This is a genomic window from Luteimonas padinae (genome assembly GCF_014652935.1).
Classification (GTDB): Bacteria; Pseudomonadota; Gammaproteobacteria; order Xanthomonadales; family Xanthomonadaceae; genus Luteimonas; species Luteimonas padinae.
The window spans coordinates 20,525-41,713 of record NZ_BMZT01000012.1 but is presented as its reverse complement, the minus strand read 5'-3'; the positions used below and the strand labels follow the sequence as shown (position 1 = coordinate 41,713).

General features: G+C 65.7%; 18 protein-coding genes and 1 tRNA gene. 12 read left to right on the top strand and 7 right to left on the bottom strand.

All coding sequences use genetic code 11. From position 1 onward, the window contains the following. Positions 1-40 precede the first annotated feature (40 nt). Positions 41-3,262 (top strand): TonB-dependent receptor, encoded by a 3,222-nt coding sequence (locus IE168_RS13185; RefSeq protein ID WP_189498986.1) that lies wholly within the window; start codon positions 41-43, stop codon positions 3,260-3,262. Between the two features lie 122 nt (positions 3,263-3,384). Beyond that, positions 3,385-4,773, top strand: coding sequence for a nucleotide 5'-monophosphate nucleosidase PpnN (ppnN, locus tag IE168_RS13180; protein ID WP_189498984.1), 1,389 nt, complete (start codon positions 3,385-3,387; stop codon positions 4,771-4,773). A 1-nt stretch (position 4,774) separates the two neighbouring features. Here the strand turns inward: ppnN and IE168_RS13175 are convergent, their stop codons facing one another. Next, positions 4,775-5,812 (bottom strand): sensor histidine kinase, encoded by a 1,038-nt coding sequence (locus IE168_RS13175; protein WP_189498982.1) that lies wholly within the window; start codon positions 5,810-5,812, stop codon positions 4,775-4,777. Positions 5,813-5,973: 161 nt separating this feature from the next. Here IE168_RS13175 and IE168_RS13170 point away from each other — a divergent pair, with 161 nt between their 5' ends. The 8 genes from IE168_RS13170 to IE168_RS13135 all read left to right on the top strand — a co-directional run bounded on the left by IE168_RS13170 (position 5,974) and on the right by IE168_RS13135 (position 13,457). Continuing rightward, complete coding sequence (locus IE168_RS13170; protein ID WP_189498980.1) at positions 5,974-6,582, top strand: pilus assembly FimT family protein; 609 nt, start codon at positions 5,974-5,976, stop codon at positions 6,580-6,582. An 8-nt stretch (positions 6,583-6,590) separates the two neighbouring features. After that, positions 6,591-7,028 carry a type IV pilus modification protein PilV gene (gene pilV / locus IE168_RS13165; protein ID WP_189498978.1) on the top strand — a complete coding sequence of 146 codons (438 nt, stop codon included), beginning with the start codon at positions 6,591-6,593 and terminating at the stop codon, positions 7,026-7,028. Further along, entirely contained in the window at positions 7,025-8,110 is a 1,086-nt protein-coding gene (locus IE168_RS13160; protein WP_189499078.1) for a prepilin-type N-terminal cleavage/methylation domain-containing protein, read from the top strand. Before pilV ends, IE168_RS13160 begins: the two co-directional genes overlap by 4 nt. A 5-nt stretch (positions 8,111-8,115) precedes the next feature. Continuing rightward, complete coding sequence (locus IE168_RS13155; RefSeq protein WP_229823582.1) at positions 8,116-8,409, top strand: pilus assembly PilX family protein; 294 nt, start codon at positions 8,116-8,118, stop codon at positions 8,407-8,409. Beyond that, a complete protein-coding gene (locus tag IE168_RS13150; RefSeq protein ID WP_189498974.1) occupies positions 8,406-8,705 on the top strand; it encodes a hypothetical protein in 300 nt (99 codons plus the stop codon). The genes IE168_RS13155 and IE168_RS13150 overlap by 4 nt, the downstream gene beginning before the upstream one ends. Positions 8,706-8,716: 11 nt before the next feature. Continuing rightward, positions 8,717-12,355, top strand: coding sequence for a pilus assembly protein (locus IE168_RS13145; protein ID WP_189498972.1), 3,639 nt, complete (start codon positions 8,717-8,719; stop codon positions 12,353-12,355). Further along, complete coding sequence (locus tag IE168_RS13140) at positions 12,352-12,768, top strand: type IV pilin protein (protein ID WP_308430361.1); 417 nt, start codon at positions 12,352-12,354, stop codon at positions 12,766-12,768. Before IE168_RS13145 ends, IE168_RS13140 begins: the two co-directional genes overlap by 4 nt. Positions 12,769-12,878: 110 nt before the next feature. Further along, positions 12,879-13,457 carry a GspH/FimT family pseudopilin gene (locus IE168_RS13135; RefSeq protein WP_189498969.1) on the top strand — a complete coding sequence of 193 codons (579 nt, stop codon included), beginning with the start codon at positions 12,879-12,881 and terminating at the stop codon, positions 13,455-13,457. A gap of 233 nt (positions 13,458-13,690) precedes the next feature. On the opposite strand, the gene IE168_RS13130 is transcribed toward IE168_RS13135, so the two are convergent. Further along, positions 13,691-15,382, bottom strand: a complete 1,692-nt coding sequence (locus tag IE168_RS13130) for an ABC1 kinase family protein (RefSeq protein WP_189498967.1) — start codon at positions 15,380-15,382, stop codon at positions 13,691-13,693. A 130-nt stretch (positions 15,383-15,512) separates the two neighbouring features. On the opposite strand from IE168_RS13130, the gene IE168_RS13125 reads away from it, so the two are divergent. Continuing rightward, the gene (locus tag IE168_RS13125; protein ID WP_189498965.1) at positions 15,513-16,076 is read left to right on the top strand and encodes a COG4315 family predicted lipoprotein; all 564 of its coding nucleotides are present in this window, start codon (positions 15,513-15,515) and stop codon (positions 16,074-16,076) included. Positions 16,077-16,195: 119 nt separating this feature from the next. On the opposite strand, the gene IE168_RS13120 is transcribed toward IE168_RS13125, so the two are convergent. From IE168_RS13120 to IE168_RS13100, 5 genes are all read right to left on the bottom strand, one after another. Continuing rightward, positions 16,196-16,453 carry a P-loop NTPase family protein gene (locus IE168_RS13120; protein ID WP_189498963.1) on the bottom strand — a complete coding sequence of 86 codons (258 nt, stop codon included), beginning with the start codon at positions 16,451-16,453 and terminating at the stop codon, positions 16,196-16,198. 13 nt (positions 16,454-16,466) lie between these two features. Beyond that, positions 16,467-16,739, bottom strand: a complete 273-nt coding sequence (locus IE168_RS13115; protein WP_189498961.1) for a hypothetical protein — start codon at positions 16,737-16,739, stop codon at positions 16,467-16,469. A gap of 39 nt (positions 16,740-16,778) precedes the next feature. Further along, positions 16,779-18,164 (bottom strand): alpha,alpha-trehalose-phosphate synthase (UDP-forming), encoded by a 1,386-nt coding sequence (locus tag IE168_RS13110; protein WP_189498959.1) that lies wholly within the window; start codon positions 18,162-18,164, stop codon positions 16,779-16,781. 118 nt (positions 18,165-18,282) lie between these two features. Continuing rightward, positions 18,283-18,359, bottom strand: a tRNA-Asn gene (locus IE168_RS13105). 61 nt (positions 18,360-18,420) lie between these two features. Next, positions 18,421-18,960, bottom strand: a complete 540-nt coding sequence (locus IE168_RS13100) for a GspH/FimT family pseudopilin (RefSeq protein ID WP_189498957.1) — start codon at positions 18,958-18,960, stop codon at positions 18,421-18,423. A 176-nt stretch (positions 18,961-19,136) separates the two neighbouring features. Between IE168_RS13100 and uvrB the strand changes: the two genes are divergently transcribed. Continuing rightward, the gene (gene uvrB, locus IE168_RS13095) at positions 19,137-21,173 is read left to right on the top strand and encodes an excinuclease ABC subunit UvrB (RefSeq protein WP_189498955.1); all 2,037 of its coding nucleotides are present in this window, start codon (positions 19,137-19,139) and stop codon (positions 21,171-21,173) included. The last annotated feature ends 16 nt before the right edge of the window (positions 21,174-21,189 follow it).

Below are 21,189 nucleotides of genomic sequence, written 5' to 3'. Positions count from 1 at the left end.
GTCGGCGCGGTTTCCGTTTTTCCTTGCCAAGAGTCCAGCCATGACCCGTCGCAACGCATTCCGTGTGTCGAAACTTTCGCTCGGCCTGATCGCCGCGCTTGCCGCCGCACCCGTCTTCGCCCAGAGCGCCACGTCCGCCGGCGTGGGCGGTGTCGTCATCGGAAGCGACGGGCAGCCGGTCACCAATGCAGAAGTCACCATCGTCCACGTCGAGTCGGGCACCACCAGCCGCGTGGTCACCGACGCCAGCGGCCGCTACAGCGCCCGCGGCCTGCGCGTGGGTGGTCCGTACGAGATCACCATCACCAAGGCCGGCGCCGGCACCAAGACCGAGGACAACGTGTTCCTCGGCCTGAACGCCGCCAACACCGTCAACGCCCAGCTCACCGGCGACGTCACCACGCTCGCCACCGTGACCGCGGTCGGCGTGGCCGGCGGCTCCGAGATCTTCAGTGCCACCAAGATGGGCACCGGCACCAACCTCAACAACGACACCATCGAGGCCCTGCCTTCGGCGTCGCGCAACATCCAGGACTACATCCGCCTCGACCCGCGCATCTCGCAGATCAGCAAGGCCGACGGCTCGATCTCGGCCGGTGGCCAGAACTCGCGCTTCAACGTGATCCGCATCGACGGCGTCAGCAACTCCGACCCGTTCGGCCTCGAGGCCAACAACATGCCGACCGAGCGCCAGCCGGTCTCCATGGACGCGATCGAGGAAATTCAGATCGACCTGGCCAACTACGACACCACCATCTCCGGTGGCACCGGCGCGGTGGTCAACGCCGTGACCAAGTCGGGTACCAACGAATTCCACGGCAGCGCCTACTACACGGTCCGCGACGGTGACTGGGTGCGCGACGAGCTGCGCGGCGTCGACTTCGCCGGCTTCAACAAGGAAGAGACCTACGGCTTCACCCTGGGTGGCCCGATCATCAAGGACCGCCTGTTCTTCTTCGCCAACTACGAGCAGTTCAAGCGCGAGCGTCCGGGCACCAGCCTGTCCGGCACCCCGTACGGCGACGGTGACATCACCGATGCCGACGTGCAGCGCGTGATCGCGGCCGCCAACCGCTTCGGCTTCGATCCGGGCAGCCTGAACCCGCCCAGCATCTCCGAGACCGACATCGAGGAGTACGCGGTCAAGCTCGACTGGAACATCAACGACAACCACCGTGCGGCCCTGCGCTACAGCAAGACCGAGGAAGTGGTGCCGAAGCTGGTCGGCTTCGGCAGCAGCAGCATCTCGCTGTCGAGCTACTGGTACGACCAGAACAAGACCTTCGAGAGCACCGTCGCCGAGCTGTTCAGCGACTGGAGCGACAACTTCTCGACCGAGTTCAAGGTCTCGCAGCGCGACTACTCCTCGGTCGCCTCGACCTACGCCGACCTGCCGACGATCTTCATCAACAACGTCGGCGCCGGCCAGGACAGCATCAACCTCGGCACCGAGCGCAACCGCCACGTCAACGTCGTCGACACCAAGCAGACCACGTTCTTCGGCGCCGGCACCTGGTACGTGGGCGACCACACCCTGAAGTTCGGCTTCGACTACGAGGACAACGACATCCTCAACTTCTACGGCCGTGACCTCAACGGCGTGTGGACGTTCGACAGCCTGGAAGACTTCGAGGCAGGCAACGCGCTGCGCTACGACCTGCGCGCCCCGCGTCCGGGTGGCAGCCGTTCGGACATCCCGGCCGCGTACCAGTTCGAGAACCTGGGCCTGTTCGTGCAGGACACCTGGGCGGTGAACTACAACCTGAGCCTGATGTTCGGCGTCCGCGTCGACATGCCCGAGTTCGGCGACTCGCCGATCTACAACCCGCGCATCGAGGAAATCTACGGCCTCGACAACAGCGTGACCCTCGACAAGAAGCTGTGGCAGCCGCGCTTCGGCTTCAACTACACCTTCGACAGCGAGCGCCCGACCCAGCTGCGCGGCGGCGTCGGCCTGTTCCAGGGTGGCAACCCGAACGTCTGGCTGGCCGGCCCGTTCCAGAACACCGGCCTGAACTTCGACAGCTACAGCCTCAACCGTTCCCGCGGTGATGAAATCCCGGAGTTCAACGTCACGGTGCCGCCGGCGGTTCCGACCGGTGATGCGGCCCCGGCCCGGATCATTGCCGACATCATGGAGCCGGGTCTGGCCCTGCCTTCGATCTGGAAGGCCAACCTGGCGTTCGACCATGAGCTGCCGTGGTACGGCATCGTGGCTTCGGCCGAGCTGCTGGTGACCAAGAACAAGAACGCGCTGTGGTTCGACCGTATCGACGTCGGTTCCCCGACCTTCCAGGGTCAGGATGGACGCATGCTGTACTGGAACGAGGCTGGCCTGGATCCCGCCAACTCCGGCCGCTTCGGCATGACCAACGGCAGCGGTGGCGCAGCGAACCGTGCCAACAAGCATCCCGATGTCGATCAGGCCATCGTGATCCGCAACACCGACAAGGGCTCGGCCCGCCAGCTGACTCTGGCGCTGTCCAAGCCGATGGTCGACCAGTGGGCCTGGACCGTGGGCTACACCTACACCGACGCCACGGAGTTCAGCCCGGCGACGAGCTCGCAGAACTCGTCGAACTGGAACAACACGCTCGTCTTCAATACCAATGAGCCGATCGGGCACAACTCGCGTTATGCCATCAAGGACCGCTTCACCGCGGCCCTGACCTGGCAGAAGGCGTTCTTCGGCGACAACATGACCACCGCCGGCCTGTTCTACGAAGGTCGCTCGGGTCGTCCGTTCAGCTACATCTACTACAACGACATCAACGGTGACAGCGCCACCACGAACGACCTGTTCTACGTTCCGAATGGTCCGGGTGACGTGCTGTGGACCGGTGGCGCCGCGATGGAGCAGGCCTTCTTCGAGTGGATGGAAACCAATGCTCCCGAGCTGAATGCCTTCCGCGGCCAGGTGGCCCCGGCCAACGCCTTCCGCGCCGGCTGGACCAACAGCTTCGACGTCCGCGTGAGCCAGGAAATCCCGATGTTCTTCGACGGCCACAAGGCGGAAATCGCCTTGGACATCATGAACGTGGGCAACCTGATCAATAAGGACTGGGGCCTGATCGACGACTACGGGTTCTACTCCACCCGCCGCGTGGCCAACTACGCGGGTATCGATCCGGAGACCGGCAAGTACGTCTACAACTTCAGCGGTTCGACCGACAACTCCGGTATCCAGGAGAACAACGGCGACGGCATCAACACCGCCGTCTCCCGCTGGTCGGTCATGCTGAGCCTGAAGTACAAGTTCTGATCCAGCACCACACGCGTCAAACGGAACGGCCGGGCTTGCCCCGGCCGTTTCCGTTCCGGGGCCCCGTTGCGCTAGAGTCGCTGGCCTGAAAACACGACAAGAACAAGAAGAAGAGACAGCAGATGACCATCGCCACCCGGCCCGAGGCCACCCTCCCGACCGTCGACGCCCGCATCTACCCGCGCGGTGGCCTCGACATCCTCTCCCGCGAGGAGGTGGCGCGCCTGAAGGACGCCTCGTCCGGCGGCCTGCACGACCTGCTGCGCCGCTGTGCGCTCGCCGTGCTCACCAGCGGCAGCGCCAACGACGATCCGCGTGCCGCGCAGGAGATGTACCCCGACTTCGACATCCAGGTGCTGCAGCAGGACCGTGGCCTGCGCATCGACCTCAAGGGCGCCCCGGCGATGGCCTTCGTCGACGGCGAGATCATCCGCGGCGTGGCCGAGCTGCTGTTCGCCACCGTGCGCGACCTCGCCTACATGGCGATCGAGCTGGGCCCCGAGTACGCCGCCGACCTCGACTCCTCGGCCGGCATCACCAACGCCGTCTTCGGACTGCTGCGCAACGCCCGCCTGCTGCATCCCAGCGAGCCGAACCTCGTGGTCTGCTGGGGCGGCCACTCCATCAGCCGCGTGGAGTACGAGTACACCAAGCTGGTCGGCTACGAGCTCGGCTTGCGCGGCCTCGACATCTGCACCGGCTGCGGCCCGGGTGCGATGAAGGGCCCGATGAAGGGCGCCAACATCGCCCACGCCAAGCAGCGCCAGCGCCGCCCGCGCTACATCGGCATCACCGAGCCCGGCATCATCGCCGCCGAGAGCCCGAATCCGATCGTCAACCAGCTGGTCATCATGCCGGACATCGAGAAGCGCCTCGAGGCCTTCGTCCGCATCGGCCACGGCATCATCGTGTTCCCCGGCGGCGTGGGCACGGCCGAAGAGATCCTGTACCTCCTCGGCCTGTTGCTGCGCGAGGAAAACGCAGCGCTGCCGTTCCCGCTGATCCTGACCGGTCCCGTCTCCTCGGCGCCGTACTTCGAGCAGATCGACCGCTTCATCCGCCTGACCCTGGGCGACGCCGCCGCCTCGCGCTACGAGATCATCGTCGGCGACCCGCAGGCCGTTGCGCGCGCCATGGCCGCGGGCGTCAAGCGCGTGCGCGAGGCGAGGATCCAGAACAAGGACTCGTTCTACTTCAACTGGGGACTGGACATCCCGCTGCCGTTCCAGCAGCCGTTCGTGCCGACGCACGAGGCGATGGCGGGGCTGGACCTGCACCACGGGCGCAAGCCGCATGAGCTGGCCGCGGACCTGCGCCGGGCGTTCTCGGGGATCGTGGCGGGGAACGTGAAGGAGGACGGGATGCGGCGCGTGGAGCAGTACGGCCCGTTCCAGATCCACGGCGCCGAGGACATGATGCGGGCACTGGACGACCTGCTGCGGGCGTTCGTGGAGCAGCGGCGGATGAAGATTTCTGGCGAGTACCGGCCGTGCTACGAAGTGGTGACCTGAGTTAGCAGGTGGCTGCAGGCAGACTGATGCGGGCCTCGAATTGCCCGTTCGCGTGCGTGGTCCGCAGTGAGGCTGCGGCCGGCCCCATGGCTTCCAGCCGCGCTCGGGTGGCCGCGAGACCTACCTTATGCCCCGTGCGACCCTGGTCGCCGGGTGGGACCGGCTTAATCACCAGGATCTGTGTCCCTTTTGCGTTGGCTTCGGCGATGATGCGCACGCCTGCCCCTCCGCCGGGCAGGCGTTCGATGCCGTGGCGGATCGCGTTCTCGACGATCGTCTGCAGGGCTAGCACCGGGATGGGGACATCGTCGGGCGCTGCATCGACGTCCCACTCGACGTGAAGCCGATCCCCCAAGCGGAGCGACTCGATCATCAGGTATTGCTGCGTCAGCTTGATTTCCTCGCCGAGCTGATGTTCGCGAGAGATGGATAGCGCGGCGCGGAAAAGATCCGAAAGGGCCAGCAGTACATGCTCGGCCGTCTCGGGGCGCTTATGCAGCAGCGCGATCGCGGTATTGAGTGCGTTGAATAGGAAGTGCGGCTCGACGCGGGCGCGCAGTGCATCGAGTTCAGCCTGCTTTGCGCGTATCGCCAACTGCTTCGAACGCCAGTGGTTCTGGAAGGCGAGGGCGGCTAGTACGCCGGCTGCGGTGATCATCATCCCGGTCCGCCCCCAGTCGTCCAAAAGCTGGTTCTGGTTAATGGGAAACACCTCTGGCAGAAGGGCGAGGCCCACGGCTCCCACGATCAAGATGGACGCCAGCAGCAGTATTACCGCCATCCAGCTCAGGCGCAGCGGCGACAGGGTGTCCAACTGGCGCCGGAACAGCATGATCAGTCCCAAGGTCAGTAGGCCGACCCACTGGAGGAGGAAGGAGATCAGGCAGTAGTACAGCCAGCGATCCATCTCCACGCCAGGTGCCAGCGCCAGAATGGTGGCCAGGGCCTGAGTAGACAGGATGAGCCACAGCACGGAATTGGGCTGCCCGAGTGCGGCGACAGTTTCTTGCGGGGTCGAGGCGGCCGATCGCTCGTTCATGATCAGCGAGAATGCCTCAGGCCGCAGGTCTCCTCAAGGTGTTGAATGGCCCTTGCTGCCGCTGGCGATAGCAGATCAGCCGTCTGTCCGCCGGAGTCGCACTTTCAGGGGAGGCTGCAACTAGTATTCATGCCATGAGGATCCAGAGGGGCGCTTCCGGCATGGGGCTGAAGATCAAGGTTGTATCCGTCAGGAGAGGGAGGCGGCCGTGTCGAGATTCGACCGGCTTCACCTTGATCGAACTTATGGTGACGATCGCGGTGCTCGCGGTGATCATCGCGATCGCGGTCCCTAATTTTTCCGGCGTGGTTAATGGCAACCGGCTAACCGGCGTAGCTAACGAGATGTCGGTATTCCTCCAGGGAGCCAGGATGGAAGCGCTCCGGCGCAACCAGATGGTTGTGGTATGTCCGGTAGTCGACCCGGATGCCGCGTCCACCGCCACGAGTGCCTGCGTCACCAGCGGGGCGACGGGCCTGAAGGCCTTCGTGCCCGGTAGGGCCGTGCTGGGCCGGCTCACGCTTCCGCCGAAGGTCCAGATGCGCGTCAGCACAGGATTTGGAACGCGGCTCGCGTTTCGTCCGGATGGCTTCGCCCGATCGTCCAGCTCGTCCAATCAGTTCGTGAATGCGGTCATTTCGCTATGTATCCCGACGACGAGGCCTCCCGAGAACACGCGACGCGTCGGCATCGCCAGCGGCAGCCGGATCAGCGTGACTCGGGTCAATGGCGGCGGCAGCTGCGCCGCCCCGAGATCCAACACATTGTGAGTGAACCTATGCCCACCTGTCCGATTTCCCGCAAGCAGCGCGGTGCGACGATGCTGGAGGTGCTGATCACCGTTCTCATTTTGGCGATCGGCCTGCTTGGTGTCGCCGCGATGCAGATGATGGCCCTTCGAAACAGCCAGCAGTCGCATCAGCAGAGCATGGCGACCATCTTCTCGTACTCCATCCTCGACAGCATGCGCGCCAATGTCGACGCGGCCCGCAACGGCGACTACAACGTCACCAGGCTCTGCACTGCACCGGTGAACACCGCCACATTGGCGCAGAAGGACCAAGCCTACTGGCTGGCGGCGTTGAAGGCGCAGCTCGGTTCCGGGGCATGTGGCGCAATCAACTGCCAAGGCGGCGACTGTACCGCCTCTGTTTCTTGGACCGACAGCCGTGGTGGCAACGACAGTGGTTTGGTCAGCACGAGGACGCGGCTATGAGCAACTATCGCGCAGGACCGCGCCGGGACGGCCGCGGATTCACGCTTATTGAATTGATGATCGCCCTGCTTCTTGGAACGATCCTGGCAGGTGCGGCCATTTCGGTGTTCCTGTCGAGTCGGCAGGTCTATGCGTCGACGGAGAGCCTGGGTCGAGTGCAGGAGAACGCGCGTGCTGCCTTCGAGCTGATGTCGCGCGATATCCGTGAGTCGGGTGGAAACGCCTGCAACTCCTCGTTGCGTCCGGTCAATGTTCTCAACAACTCATCGTTGTATCCATACGCGGATTTCGGGGGCGGTCTGATCGGCTATAGCAGCAGCCAAGACGGTATCAAGTTCGGCTCGGGTGCGCGGGATCGGGTCAGCGCAAGCATCATCGGTACGGGCAACTATTCGGAAGCCATTGTGCTCAAGTCCGCGACCGAAGGCGGCATGCGCGTGGATGCGGGCAATTCGTCTGATGTGAACATCAACACCTTCGATCCGGTGCCCGCAGATTGGAATAATGCGATCGTCATGGTTTGCGACCCGGAGCACGCTGCGATCTTCCAGGCCACGGACGTGAGCGGAAAGGGGATAAAGATCCAGAAGAAGGCCAGTGTTACTCCTGGCAATGCGACCAACTGCTTGGCACCCGGTGGAAATTGCCCGAACGGTTCGGACAAGCGCTACGCTTTCGGTTGCACGCAGGGCTGGTGGAAAGGCGGCACCACGCTGCCGAACGCGCCAAAAGGATGCATGTACGAAGGCAGTCCGCCGGCGATCATCGCCCGCATGCGGAGCATCAGCTGGTACGTCGGCAACGGCACGACGTCGGGCAAGTCGCTGTACCGCCGCGTGGATGGGCCAAGCGCTACCGCCGACGAGATCGCGGAGAACGTCCGCTCGCTGGCCTTCGAGTATCTGCTCGATGGCAGTTACCTGAGCGCCTCGGCCATCACCACTGATGAGGAGTGGGCGCGGGTGGCTGCCGTGCGGATCAAGCTCACATTCGAAAGCGACGACAAGTCCGCCGCTATCAACGGCGTGCTGTTGGGACGTGAACTCTCCACAACCGTGGCGCTGAGGAACCGACTGCAATGAAACCGATGACGATCCTGTCCCGCCGGGCCGGCGCAGCCAGCCAGGGAGGCGCCGTGCTGGTGATTGCCCTGATCCTGCTTGCCGTGCTCACCCTGCTTGCGCTGGGCGGCCTTCGCGGCACGGTCATGGAGGAGCGCATGGCCGCGGGTCAGCGTGACCGCAGTCTTGAGTTCCAGGCGGCCGAAGCCGGTCTTCGCGCTGCCGAGGCCGTGATCCAGGCAGACACCACCAGTACACTAGGTCAAGACTGCATCAGTGGAACCACGGCTGCGGCCTGCCCGACGATTCGGGTGTGGTGAGCGGCTGCACCGACTGCTGGCAGGACATGGCTGGCGATTCAGCGCTGTCCGACAACGCCGCAGGAACTCCGCAGTACCTGATCCAGCGATTCGACAGCCTGTCGTCGGCGTCGGCCTACGGCCTCGACGACAGCGCAGGTTCCCATCAGTACGGCGGCCAGCAGACCTCGTTTACGGCCCGCGCCTATTACCGGGTGTTCGCCCGCAGCCGTGATCCATCCGACAACTCGGCGAACGGTCGCGCGCTGGTCGTCCTGACCGCCAATTACGCCATTCCGCTGCCTGGCACTCCTTGAAAGGTGACCTGATGAAGACGCCCAAGACCTTCCGTGCATCGACGTCGCATACGTTCGCCGCCGCCATGGCTGTGGGGCTACTGGCCGGCATCGCGTCCACTCCTGCGGATTCCGCGATATCGATCTCGAAGACCCCACTGTTCCTTCCCCAAGAGGTCCCGGGGAACCTGGTGCTGACGCCGTCGGTGGAGTGGCCGACACTCAGTGTGGCGGCCTACAAGGATTCGACGGACTTCAAGACGGCAGGTCGATATACGGGACTGTTCGACGCGAATTTTTGCTATGCCTATGTGTACTCGGAGACGGAAGAAAAGCGGTTTTTCGATCCGGTGTCGAAGGCGGACGCGAGCGGTGCCTGCCGTGGAAGCAAGGAGTGGAGCGGCAAATTCCTCAACTGGGCGACGACGCAGGCCATCGACCCATTCCGCGTGGCGCTCACGGGTGGCAACCGTGTCAAGGATGATCCGGACGACACCTGGATCGAGAAGGCATGGCATGACGGCCAAGGCGATACGAAGCAGTTCCCTCACTTTTCGACAGCCAATTCGACGGTAGTGGAGAATTACACTCCCGCGAGCTGGGAAAGCTTCAAAATGCGGATCGAAGGGCTGGGCAACAAGATGCGATTCACCAGCAGCGGCGATCTCAACGCGGGGACAGACGCGGTGCTTACGTACAACCCGGATCAGCATGCGCTGTCCGGTGGGAACGGTTCGGATGCCGGCGTGGTGTACGAGGTTTTCGTCCGCGTCCGCGTGTGCAAGATGGGCTTCATCTCGGACAACTGCACGAAGTACTCTCAGGGGTATAAGCCGGAAGGCCTGATCCAACAATATTCTGAACGTCTACGCTACAGCGTTTTCGGCTATCTCAACGACTCGGACGTGAAGCGCGATGGAGCGGCGCTTCGTGCCCGTCAGAAGTTCGTCGGACCGCGGACTCATCCTGCCATGCAGGAGCCGGAGGCGAACACCCACCGGGAGTGGGATGCGAGTACTGGCGTGCTGATCAGGAACCCCAACCCGACCGATGCCAGCGCAACGGCTACCGAACTCGCTATCAAAGACAGTGGGGTGATCAACTACATCAATAAATTTGGCAGCATGCCAGATACCCCGGATGGCAGCCGTATTGCGAAACATAAAAGCTATGATCCTGTGAGTGAACTGTACTACGCCGCCACGCGTTACCTGCGCAACATCGGGAACGTTCCCGAGTACACGAATAATCTAACCTATAAGCTTGCCGATGGCTTTCCGGTGATCACGGACTGGACAGATCCGATCATGTATTCGTGCCAGGCGAACGTGATTCTTGGCATTGGCGACGTCTACAGCCACAGGGATCGCAACCTGCCCGGGGGAATAGATCTCAGCGTAGACGAACCGAGCGTGCCCGATGCCGTCGAGAGCGACACCTTGGTGGACGTGGAAAAACTCACCCAGCAGATGGGTAAGCTCGAGGGCCTCAGTATCTCGGGGAAGTCCCCGAGCTTCGGAAGTCAGGGCGCCTCGGCGTACATTGCGGGGCTGGCCTATGATGCACATGTGCGCGACCAGCGTTCCGACCTTGTTGGCAAGCAGACGATCTCAACCTACTGGATGGACGTGGCTGAGATGCAGGGCTCGACCTACGTCAGGCCGAAGGACAGCAACCAGTACTGGCTGGCGGCGAAGTACGGCGGTTTCGTGGTGCCGTATGACTACGACCCCAGCACGCGCACGGATGCCCTTGAGGACAGCCTCTGGACCGATGGGGACACGCTGCCGCAATCGGGAGATCTTAGGCCGCGCAACTTCTTCCTGGCCAACAACCCGGACGCGATGATCGACGGCCTCAAGGAGGCGTTCTCGCGCATCGTGAGGGAGCCGCGTCCGGGTTCCGGCGCTGCGTTGGGTACCACGTCCGCGCAGCTTGAGGCGAACTCCCGGCTGTTTCAGGCGCGCTTCACTAGTGAGCAGTGGACCGGTGAGCTGAATGCCCATCTCATCGATCAGGCGACCGGCGAGGTGACCAAGTCCCCGCAGTGGCGTGCGAGCACCCTGCTCAACGCACGGGACTGGAAGGACCGCAAGATCTACACCAGTAGTTCCGACGGTACGGCCAGGGTCGCCTTCAACGCCACCAACGCTCCGAACCTGCCGGCGGGAGTCGCAGACTACCTCCGTGGCGACCGGGACAAAGAGGGGGGGGCTGTGGGCAGCATGCGCGTACGCGTCAGCGTGCTGGGCGATATTATCCACTCGCAGCCGGTATTTGTTCCCTCGACCACGGAGCATTCGCGAAAGAACATGATCTACGTCGGTGCCAACGACGGCATGCTTCATGCCTTCGATGCGGACACCGGCCGGGAAGTGTTCGCCTTCGTACCCAAGGCGGTTCGCGAGGATACGGCTGGTCTCACGGAGTACTCCATGGCGAGTTCGCTTCCGCACCAGCACCAGTACTTCGTCGATGGCGAGATTGCCGTCGCGGAAGCGGGGGACAAGACCTATCTGGTAGGGACCATGGGGCGCGGCAAGCCGGGCGTCTTCGCGCTGGATGTGACCAATCCGGAGAGTATGTCCGTGGTCTGGGACAAGACCGGTGCCGACATTCCGCAGTTGGGCAATGTGCTTAGCAGACCGGTGATCGCCCAGCACGCCGAGGACAGCTGGTCCGTAATGCTAGGAAACGGACCCAACAGCGTGAGCGGGGGCGCCGCCGCCTTAATCATGATCGGGCTCAGGGGATCCAATCTGAGCACGGGGGCGACTCGTATCGTGCATCCAGGAGCCGCCACGGACACTGACAGTGGGTTGAGCGGGCTCGTGGTGTGGAGGAGCAAGCCCAACGGGTACTTCGACACTGCGTATGCCGGTGATCTCAAGGGCAACCTGTGGAAAATCACCGGCCTCGAAAACAAGAAGCCGTCCAGCGTCAAGCTGTTCAATGCCGGTCGGCCCATTAGCATCCCCCCTCAGGTCGCAAGGCGACCCAACAGCGGCTCGGAAACCTGGGTGTTCTTCGGGACTGGGCGTTACTTGGGCACGGCGGACGTCGGCAGCATGGCCGTCGAGACCTGGTACGGGATCAAGGATGACGGCAAGCTCATCACCGGCAGGGATAAGCTCAAAGAGCGCAAGATCATGGCAGAAGGCAACACCCCTGGTGGTGATCCGGTTCGCGCGCTGTCCGCCGGAACCATGTCCGACTTGGCTGGGAAAAGCGGCTGGTATATCGACCTGAAGTCGCCGTCAAAGGGGGCGGAAGGCGAGCGCATGGTGTCGCCGATGATCTTCCAAGGATTAGCCCTGGTGGCCGCGACCCTGATTCCGAACGCCACTGATCCCTGCGGAGCGGGTGCACGCTCCTGGGTGATGGCGATTGATCCGTTCACCGGCGGCCGTTTGGGTGAGAGCAGCTATTTCGACGTGAACGACGATGGGCAGTTCGATGGCAGCGATGCGCTGGTCGACGGCGATGAGTCGATGGCTAATTCGGGTCTTGGTCTGGAGACTGGCGTCGCCGGCATCAACTCGCTCGGTAGGCATATTTTCGCCTCGCGTTTTGATGGTGAGACAGCTGAGTTGAGGACGAATCGTGCCACAGGTGATCCTGAGCGCGTCAGCTGGCGGGAGCTCATTCTGGGCATGGGAGGCACCCCGTGAGTCCTGCCGTCTCCAGTCGAGTGGCGCAGGGTTTCACTCTGATCGAGTTGATGATCACAGTCGCGGTGATCGCCATCCTGGCGGCGATCGCCCTGCCCAGCTACACATCCCACGTGACCAAGACGCGGCGCAGCGTGGCGCAGGCTTGCCTGATTGAAGGTGCGCAGTTCATGGAGCGCTACTACACGAACAAGTTGACCTATGTGGGTGCCGTGCTGCCGGACTGTAGCGATTCCGGGAACGCGAACTTCTACACGCAGTCGCTTGTAAGCGGCAGTGTGACCGCGGCGGCGTACACCATTGAAACCGACCCGAAGGGCTCGCAGGCAAACAACGACAAGAACTGCGGAAAGATGACCATCGACCAGACCGGAAAAAAGACCCGTGCGTTGACGCTGGGTAGCTGCTGGTGACGTACCACCGGTCCCTCGTCGTAGGCCGGGCGCGGGAATACCGACAGGCCGGCATGTTGCTATCCGAGGAGACAGTCCGCTTCTTCTGATGTCCTGCTGCTGGTGTCGTCGTGAAAATTTCGATTCACGACGGCCGGGAGACGGGCATGACTAAGAACGGAGGATTGGGCCTAATCGAGCTGGTTGTGGCGATGGCGATTGTGGGTGTTCTGGCCCTGATCGCACTACCTGCGACTATGAACGTCGTGCATGCCACACGGGCGAGCAATGCCCTCGAATCCGTTTACGAGACGCTGATGGCTTCTACACGGATGGCGGTCGTTACGTCGACCGAGGTCGTCATCTGTCCGGGTGGGGTAGCGGGCTGCCAAGGGGGCATCGATTGGAGCGAAGGATGGATCGCGTTCCCCGATGTCAACGGTAACCGCGTTCGGGACGCCAGCGAGCCGATCATCTTCGAACGCGGACCGCTGTCATCGGGCGTCGGTCTGACCGCTACGGCAGGGCGAACTCGGCTGACGGTACAGTCCAATGGCAGCCTGGCCGGCTCGAACGTGACGTTGACTCTCTGCGATGGACGAGGGGAAGGGCGCGCCCGGGCACTGGTCGTAGCCAATTCCGGCCGGATCCAGCAGCGTGACGCCGGATCGGCTGCCAATGTGGTCTGCGAAGTAGCGCGTCGGCGATAGGGCTGTGCTCTGGCAGGATGTATGACTGTGGCGTCGCGCTGTGAATTTTAGAGCCGGATAAGGGCAACCAGAACACCAACGTCGAGGGCCCCAGCGGCCGCTCTCGCGACGAATGCCTCAACGAGCAAATGTTTACCAACCTGCTGCACGCCAGGACACTCGTCTAAACCGGGTGCCGCGAATACAACGGGGAGCGACCTAACAAGGTGCTCGTGATTCGGCGTTCCGCCGGGTCAAGCCCTCGGACTCCTCTCTTCCCGCACCTTCGGCCGCCGATCACTGATCAGCACACTCAGCACAATCCCGAACCCCAACGCCGACGCCAGCAGGAACATCACCATCGCCACCGCCGGATAGCCGAACAGCTTCGGCCCCGCCACGTCCCCGCGCATCAGCATCGCGCTCGCCAGGATCAGCGACGCCACGATCACGCCCGCGGCCACACGGTTCGCGATCTTCTGCAGGTTCTCGGTCAGCCTTGACTCCTGCAATCCGCCAACGTTCACCTTCAGCTTGTTCTCCGACAGCAGCGACAGGATCGTGGACACCTTGCGCGGCGCCTCCTGCAGCAGCGCCTGCAGCTCCATCGCGTCGCCGGCCAGGCGGGACGGCGAGAACGCCTGGCGCATGCGCTGCCGCATCAGCGACTGCAGGTGGCCGTCGACGACGCGCTTCACGTCCAGCTCCGGCTCCAGCGCGCGGCTCACGCCTTCGAGGTTGAGCAGGGTCTTGCCCAGCATCTGCATCTCGGGCGGCGAGCGCAGGCCGCAGGCGACGCCCATGCGGGCCAGCTCCATCATCAGGCGGCCCTCGGACAGGGCCTGCGAGCCGCCATGGGCTGCGTAGCGCGCCACGAGGTGGCCGACTTCGCGCACGTAACGCACTTCGTCGAAGTCCTCGAGCTGCACGGACATGGCGATGGTCTCGCCGGCGACCTCCTCGCCGCGTCCGTCGACGGCGGCGAGCAGCAGCTTCAGCAGGTGCTCGCGCTGGCGCGGCGGCACGTGCGCCACCATGCCGAGGTCGAAGATCGCCAGGCGCTCGTCGTCGGTCACCAGCATGTTGCCGGGATGCGGGTCGGCGTGGATCTCGCCGTGCACGAACACCTGGTCCAGGTAGCCGCGCATGAGGGCGGCGGCGAGCGGTTCGTAGTCCTGTTCGGTCCTGCGCAGCCCGCCCAGCGCGGTGACCTTGGTGCCGCGCACCAGGTCCATGGTCAGCACGCGCCGGGTGCAGAGATCGCGTAGCGGGGCGGGCACCAGGAGCTCGGGATAGCCGGCCAGGCGTTCGCCGAAGCGTTCGAGGTTGTCGGCCTCGAGGCGGTAGTCGAGCTCGGCCATCAGGGATTTGCGGAATTCGTGTACCCATTCGGAGAAGCGCAGGCGGCGGCCGACGCCGGTTGCGCTGTCCACGCGCCGGGCGATGCCGGCCAGGGTGTCGAGGTCGGTCACCACTTCGGCGTCGACGCCGGGGCGCTGCACCTTGACCGCCACTTCGCGACCGTCGTTGAGGACTGCGCGATGCACCTGGGCCAGCGAGGCGGAGCCCAGCGGCACGTCGTCGAATTCGCGGAAGAGCTTGCCCAGTCGCACGCCCAGTTCGGCTTCGACGATGCCGCGGATGTCGTCCGCGGACACGGGCAGCACGTCGTCCTGCATCCGTTCCAGCGCGACGAGGTAGGGCGCGGGCACCATGTCCGCGCGCGTGGACAGCGACTGGCCCAGCTTGATGAAGGTCGGACCGAGTGCTTCGAGGTCGCGCACGAAGGCCTCGGGCCCGTGCCCGTCCGCGGGCGCCTGCGCGCCGAACTCGTCTTCCAGCGCCGCCACGTCGGTCGAAGGATCGGCGAACACGCCGACGGCCCGGTGCCTGAGCACGAACCGGAGAATCTGGGCGCTGCGCGCCATGCTGCTGTTTCCGGCCATGGGCCCTCCTGTTCAGGCCAAGGTATCGGGGCTGGCGTCAAGGCGGCCTGAGGGAAGCGCATCTCCGCCGTCACGCACCTCCTACGATCCCCGCCGTACGGTCCGACGATCACCCCACGGAGCCACGGCCATGAAGCTTCCGATCCCGACGATCGCGCTCGCCTGTTCGGCGGTGCTCGTGCTGGCCGCCTGCGACCACAGCGACCGTCGCACCGACGCCGGCGAGGCGCGCAGCCAAGCCGATGCCGGCCGCGACGAGGCGCAGTCGGCGACGCTGCCATCGCAGCAGACGCCGGCGGACCCGGCGGTCATCCCGCAGGGCGGTGGCAGCGCGAACGCGTCGCTGGCGATGTCGGGCACGCCGTCGTCGCACCTGGTGGACGGGGCGGGCAGTTCGGTCTACGTGCTGGCCGGGAACGACGATGGCAGCAAGTGCGACGAGGCCTGCCAGGACGCATGGCCGCCGGTCCTGGCGCACAACTCGCAGCCCACCGCGGGGGCGGGCGTGGAGGCCTCCAGGATCGGCACGCTCGAGCGCGACGGCCGCATCCATGTCACCTATGGCGGCCAGCCGCTTTACCGCTATGCGGGCGATGCCGGTGCCAACCGCACCGCGGGCGCGGGAGTGGAGGACCAGTGGGGCAAGTGGTCGCTGGTGGGGCTGGACGGCCAGCCGCTGCCGGATCCGCGCTGAACCGCGGGCGATCGTACTGCGCGGGGTAATGGCGGCGGGAAGCCGTCAGCGCACCGCGTGCGCTTGCCCGCGTTTCGGCGGATCGCACGCCAGCCGGGCGGATGAACTGGTCCCCGTGCTCAGTCCCGGGGCGCGCCGTCCTCCGGATCCACGGGCTCGGGCAGGAACGTCACGAGTCCTGCGATGCCATGGCGCGCAGCCATGCGGCGCAGCAGGACGTCCACCCATTCGCCGTCGTGCCCGCCGAGGCGCTCGAGTCCGGCGGAGTGCAGCTCCCACACGCGGCGCAGCTCGTCGACCGTGATCGCCTGGCGCTGGCAGGTCGCCAGCGCCGCGTCCAGCGCGTGCAGGCGGTTCATGAGTTCGATGGCGTGCATGTTGGATGGCGGGTTAGGCGGCCGGGGGAGCATCGCCGTCATCGTCCTCCCAGCGGTCGCTCGTTTCGTCCGGATCGTCCTCGCGCCAGCGCGCGCGTTCGGCGTGTTCGCCCTCGTCGGACGCCTGCGGATCGCGGCTTTCGCCACGGCCGCGTCCCGGGTGGTCGCCCCGGCCCGGACCGCGTTCGGCGTAGCCGCCATGGTCGGATGCAGAACTGCCCGATGCCGGATCGCCGCCGGAGCGTTCGCGCGTGCGCGCAAGTTCTTCTTCGTCGCGGGGTTGCATGTGGTGCTCCTCTTCGTGCAGACGATAGCCCGCGGGTAGTTAAGCGGTGGTCGCGCGGGAGCGTGATGTCCCTCGTGCGTCGAGCGCGTCCAGGAACGCGGCGGTCCACCAGTGGATGTCCTGCTCCCGGAGCGAACGCAGCGACTCGGCATGCCGCTCGCGGCGCTCGTCGGCGCCGAGCCGCAGCGCGGCGTCGATCGCGTCGGCGACGCCGCCGATATCGTAGGGATTGACCAGCATCGCGCCGCCGAGCTGGTCGGCCGCGCCAGCGAAGCGCGACAGCAGCAGCACGCCGGGATCGTCGGGGTCCTGCGCGGCCACGTATTCCTTCGCCACCAGGTTCATGCCGTCGCGCAGCGGCGTGACCAAGCCCAGGCGCGCGGCGCCGTAGTAGCCCGCGAGCGTCTGCCGGCCAAGGTTGCGATTGACGTAGCGGATCGGCGTCCACTGGGGGTCGGCGTGCCGGCCGTTGATATGGCCGGCGATGCGCTCGAGCTCGTGGCGCAGCTCGCGGTAGCTGCGTACGCCGCCGCGCGAGACCGGCGCGACCTGCAGCAGGGTCAGTCCGCCGGTATTGCCGGAGTGGCGGCGCAGGAACTCGCCGAAGGCCTGGAACTTCTCGACCAGGCCCTTGGAATAGTCCAGGCGGTCGACCCCGATGGCGAGCGCGCTGCCGCCCAGGCTGTCGCGCAGCCCGCGCACGCCGGCGGAGCCGCGCGCGCGCCGCGCCGCCTGCGCGAACTCGTCGGCGTCGATGCTGATCGGGAACGCGCGCGTCAGCGGCGGCGGGCGGCCGGCGCGCAGCGCGATTTCGCCGCTGTCGGTGGCGTCGCGCAGGTAGGCGTCGAAGTTCTCGCAGTCGCGGCGGGTCTGGAAGCCGACCAGGTCGTAGGCGGCCATCGCGCCGAAGACGCTGGCGTGGTTGGGCAGCGCGCGCGCGAGGTCGGAGGGCGGAAATGGCACGTGCAGGAACAGCGCCAGCGGATTGTCCACGCCGCGCGCGCGCAGCTCGCCGGCCAGCGGCAGCAGGTGGTAGTCCTGGATCCACACGCGGTCGCCGGGCCTGAGCAGCGTGGCCAGGCGCTCGGCGAAGCGCGCGTTGACCTGGCGGTAGACGACGTGGGTCTCGCGGCTGTACTCGACCAGGTCGAGGCGGTAGTGCAGCGCCGGCCACAGCGTGCGGTTGGAAAAGCCGTCGTAGTAGCCCGCCACGTCGGCCTCGCTGAGGTCCATCGTTACGTATTCGACGTTCCCCGCGCGCGCGTGCTGCACCGCTTGCGTGCCGTCGCGCGTGGCCTTGCCGCTCCAGCCGAACCAGACGCCCCCGGTGTCGCGCAGGGCCGCGTCAAGCGCGACCACCAGGCCGCCGGCGCGCGACTGCTGCGGCGCCGCGACGCGGTTGGAGACGATGACCAGGCGCGACATCGGGACTGGAGGCCTGAGTGAAAGGGGCCTGAACCGTAGCGCCCGTGTTGTTACGGGGCGTGATGGCCCGTCCCGCCAAAAAAGAAAGGCCGCGATCGCTCGCGGCCTTCCTGGTGTCTGGCGCCCGAAGTTGGACTCGAACCAACGACCCCCTGATTAACAGTCAAGTGCTCTAACCGGCTGAGCTATTCGGGCGGGGACGCACATTCTAGTGCCTGTGCCGCCGTGGTCAAGGTCGAAATGGGGGGGAATCCGCTCAGGGGCAGGGCGTGCCGCGCTCGGGGCGCTCGGTGCGGACCCGGCCCAGCCGGTTCACCACGACTTTCCCCCGCAGTTGGCCGTGCGCGCAGGCGTTCACGGTCAGGTTGCTGTGCGCGGCCAGTCCGCTGGGCTGGTAGCGCAGCGCGTTCCGCGTTGAGCTGAGCCGGAGGCCGCTGCTGCCCTCGGCCGGGGCGGTACTGGCGCGCAGAAGGTCGTCGGGCGCGTCGAGCTGGCGATTGCCGTCGGGATCGCGGAATACCAGCCAGCCCCGGCTCCAGTCGCGGTCGCCGCTGCAGCCGGTCGCCGGCAAGCCGGGACAGACCACGACGGCCTCCCGCCGCGTGATCGCGGCGCTGCGGGCCATGGCCATGTCGGCGGAGACCAGGTGCATGCTGGTGGTGAGCCGGTGCTGCTCGACCACCGTCCCGAGCGCGGGAAGGCCCAGCCCGAGGCCGGTCGCGAAGATGGCCACGACCACCAGGGTCTCGATCAGGGTGAAGCCGCGCTGCAGTGCAGGGGCGGTGCGGGCGTCCATGCCAGCCTCCTTCGTGGAACGGGTGGGACGACCATGCTGCGAACCTCGCCCGGCTCCCGCCATCGGGGTGCCCGCCGCCACGACGTCGGAGTCGGACCCGCGGGTGCGCCGGCTATCGCCATGCGTCGGGGTCCGTGTTCGCCGGGCCTTGCCACGGGCCCGCCTACAATGTCGCGATGAATGATCCGGGCCACCCGCGCTTCCAGCTCGTCTCCCCCTACCAGCCCGCCGGCGACCAGCCGCAGGCGATCGAGCGCCTGGTCGAAGGCTTCGAGGCAGGACTGGCCCACCAGACCCTGCTTGGCGTCACCGGCTCCGGCAAGACCTACACCATCGCCAACGTGGTGCAGGCGGTGCAGAAGCCGACCATCGTGATGGCGCCGAACAAGACGCTCGCCGCGCAGCTCTACGGCGAGTTCAAGTCCTTCTTCCCGCACAACGCGGTCGAGTATTTCGTCAGCTACTACGACTACTACCAACCCGAGGCCTACGTGCCCTCGTCGGACACCTTCATCGAGAAGGACAGTTCGATGAACGAGCACATCGAGCAGATGCGGCTGTCGGCGACCAAGGCGCTGTTGTCCCGGCGCGACGCGCTGATCGTGGCGACGGTCTCGGCGATCTACGGCCTGGGCGATCCCGACGACTACCTCAAGCTGCGCCTGATCCTCGCGCGCGGCGAGCCGATCGAGCAGCGCCAGCTGATCCGCCATCTCACCGAGCTGCAGTACACCCGCAACGACACCGAACTGCGCCGCGGCACCTACCGCGTGCGCGGCGAGGTGATCGACGTGCATCCGGCGGAGTCGGAGGCCGAGGCGCTGCGCATCGAACTGTTCGACGGCGAAGTCGAGAACCTGGCGCTGTTCGATCCACTGACCGGCGAAGTGCAGCGCAAGGTGCCGCGCTTCACGGTGTACCCGAAAACGCACTACGCCAGCACCCGCGAGAGCGTGCTCAACGCCATCGACACCATCAAGATCGAGCTGAAGGACCGGCTGGAGTACCTGTACGCGAACAACAGGCTGGTGGAAGCGCAGCGGCTGCAGCAGCGCACCCAGTTCGACATCGAGATGATGGCCGAGGTCGGCTTCTGCAACGGCATCGAGAACTACTCGCGGCACATGACGCGCCGCGCGCCGGGCGAGCCGCCGCCGACGCTGTTCGACTACCTGCCGCCCGACGCGCTGCTGGTGGTGGACGAGTCGCACGTGACCGTGCCGCAGATCGGCGGCATGTACCGCGGCGACCGCGCGCGCAAGGAGACGCTGGTGGAGTTCGGCTTCCGGCTGCCATCGGCGCTGGACAACCGCCCGCTGCGCTTCGAGGAGTGGGAGGAGCGCGCGCCGCGCAAGATCTACGTCTCCGCCACGCCCGGCAAGTACGAGCTGGAGCACTCCGGTGACGAAGTCGTGGAGCTGGTCGTGCGCCCCACCGGCCTGATCGACCCCGAAGTCGAGATCCGCCCGGTGGCGACCCAGGTCGACGACGTGCTGGGCGAGATCAACCAGCGTGTCGCCATGGGCGATCGCGTGCTGATCACCACGCTCACCAAGCGCATGGCCGAGAACCTCACCGAATACCTCGGCGAGCACGACGTGCGCGTGCGCTACCTGCACTCGGACATCGACACCGTCGAGCGCGTGGAGATCATCCGCGACCTGCGCCTGGGCAAGTTCGACGTGCTGGTGGGCATCAACCTGCTGCGCGAGGGCCTGGACATGCCGGAGGTGTCGCTGGTGGCGATCCTCGACGCGGACAAGGAGGGCTTCCTGCGCTCGACCGGCTCGCTGATCCAGACCATCGGCCGCGCCGCGCGCAACCTGCGCGGCAAGGCGATCCTGTACGCGGACAAGGTCACCGATTCGATGAAGCGCGCGCTGGAGGAGACCGACCGCCGCCGCCAGAAGCAGATCGAGCACAACCTCGAGCACGGCATCACTCCGCGCTCGGTGGCGCGCCCGATCATGGACATCATGGAGGGCGCGCGCAGCGACGGCGCCGAGGCCCGGACCGGCCGTGGCAAGGGCGTGCGCAAGGTGGCCGAGCAGGGCGAGGACTACGCCCGCATGGACCCGGCCCGCGCCGCGGCCAGGCTGAAGGAACTGGAGCAGCAGATGTACCAGCACGCCCGCGACCTGGAGTTCGAGGAGGCCGCGGCCGTCCGCGACCGCATCCAGGCCCTCAGGGAAGCGATGCTGGCCGCCCGCTGAGGCTTGCCGCGGGCCG

Coding starts and splice junctions, on each gene's coding strand:
- ppnN (WP_189498984.1), top strand. CDS start 3,385: ATGACCATCGCCACCCGGCCCGAGGCCACCCTCCCGACCGTCGACGCC.
- IE168_RS13115 (WP_189498961.1), bottom strand. CDS start 16,739: ATGCAACCCCGCGACGAAGAAGAACTTGCGCGCACGCGCGAACGCTCC.
- IE168_RS13175 (WP_189498982.1), bottom strand. CDS start 5,812: ATGAACGAGCGATCGGCCGCCTCGACCCCGCAAGAAACTGTCGCCGCA.
- IE168_RS13120 (WP_189498963.1), bottom strand. CDS start 16,453: ATGCACGCCATCGAACTCATGAACCGCCTGCACGCGCTGGACGCGGCG.
- pilV (WP_189498978.1), top strand. CDS start 6,591: ATGCCCACCTGTCCGATTTCCCGCAAGCAGCGCGGTGCGACGATGCTG.
- IE168_RS13160 (WP_189499078.1), top strand. CDS start 7,025: ATGAGCAACTATCGCGCAGGACCGCGCCGGGACGGCCGCGGATTCACG.
- IE168_RS13155 (WP_229823582.1), top strand. CDS start 8,116: ATGACGATCCTGTCCCGCCGGGCCGGCGCAGCCAGCCAGGGAGGCGCC.
- IE168_RS13185 (WP_189498986.1), top strand. CDS start 41: ATGACCCGTCGCAACGCATTCCGTGTGTCGAAACTTTCGCTCGGCCTG.
- IE168_RS13110 (WP_189498959.1), bottom strand. CDS start 18,164: ATGTCGCGCCTGGTCATCGTCTCCAACCGCGTCGCGGCGCCGCAGCAG.
- IE168_RS13125 (WP_189498965.1), top strand. CDS start 15,513: ATGAAGCTTCCGATCCCGACGATCGCGCTCGCCTGTTCGGCGGTGCTC.
- IE168_RS13170 (WP_189498980.1), top strand. CDS start 5,974: ATGGGGCTGAAGATCAAGGTTGTATCCGTCAGGAGAGGGAGGCGGCCG.
- IE168_RS13145 (WP_189498972.1), top strand. CDS start 8,717: ATGAAGACGCCCAAGACCTTCCGTGCATCGACGTCGCATACGTTCGCC.
- IE168_RS13130 (WP_189498967.1), bottom strand. CDS start 15,382: ATGGCCGGAAACAGCAGCATGGCGCGCAGCGCCCAGATTCTCCGGTTC.
- uvrB (WP_189498955.1), top strand. CDS start 19,137: ATGAATGATCCGGGCCACCCGCGCTTCCAGCTCGTCTCCCCCTACCAG.
- IE168_RS13100 (WP_189498957.1), bottom strand. CDS start 18,960: ATGGACGCCCGCACCGCCCCTGCACTGCAGCGCGGCTTCACCCTGATC.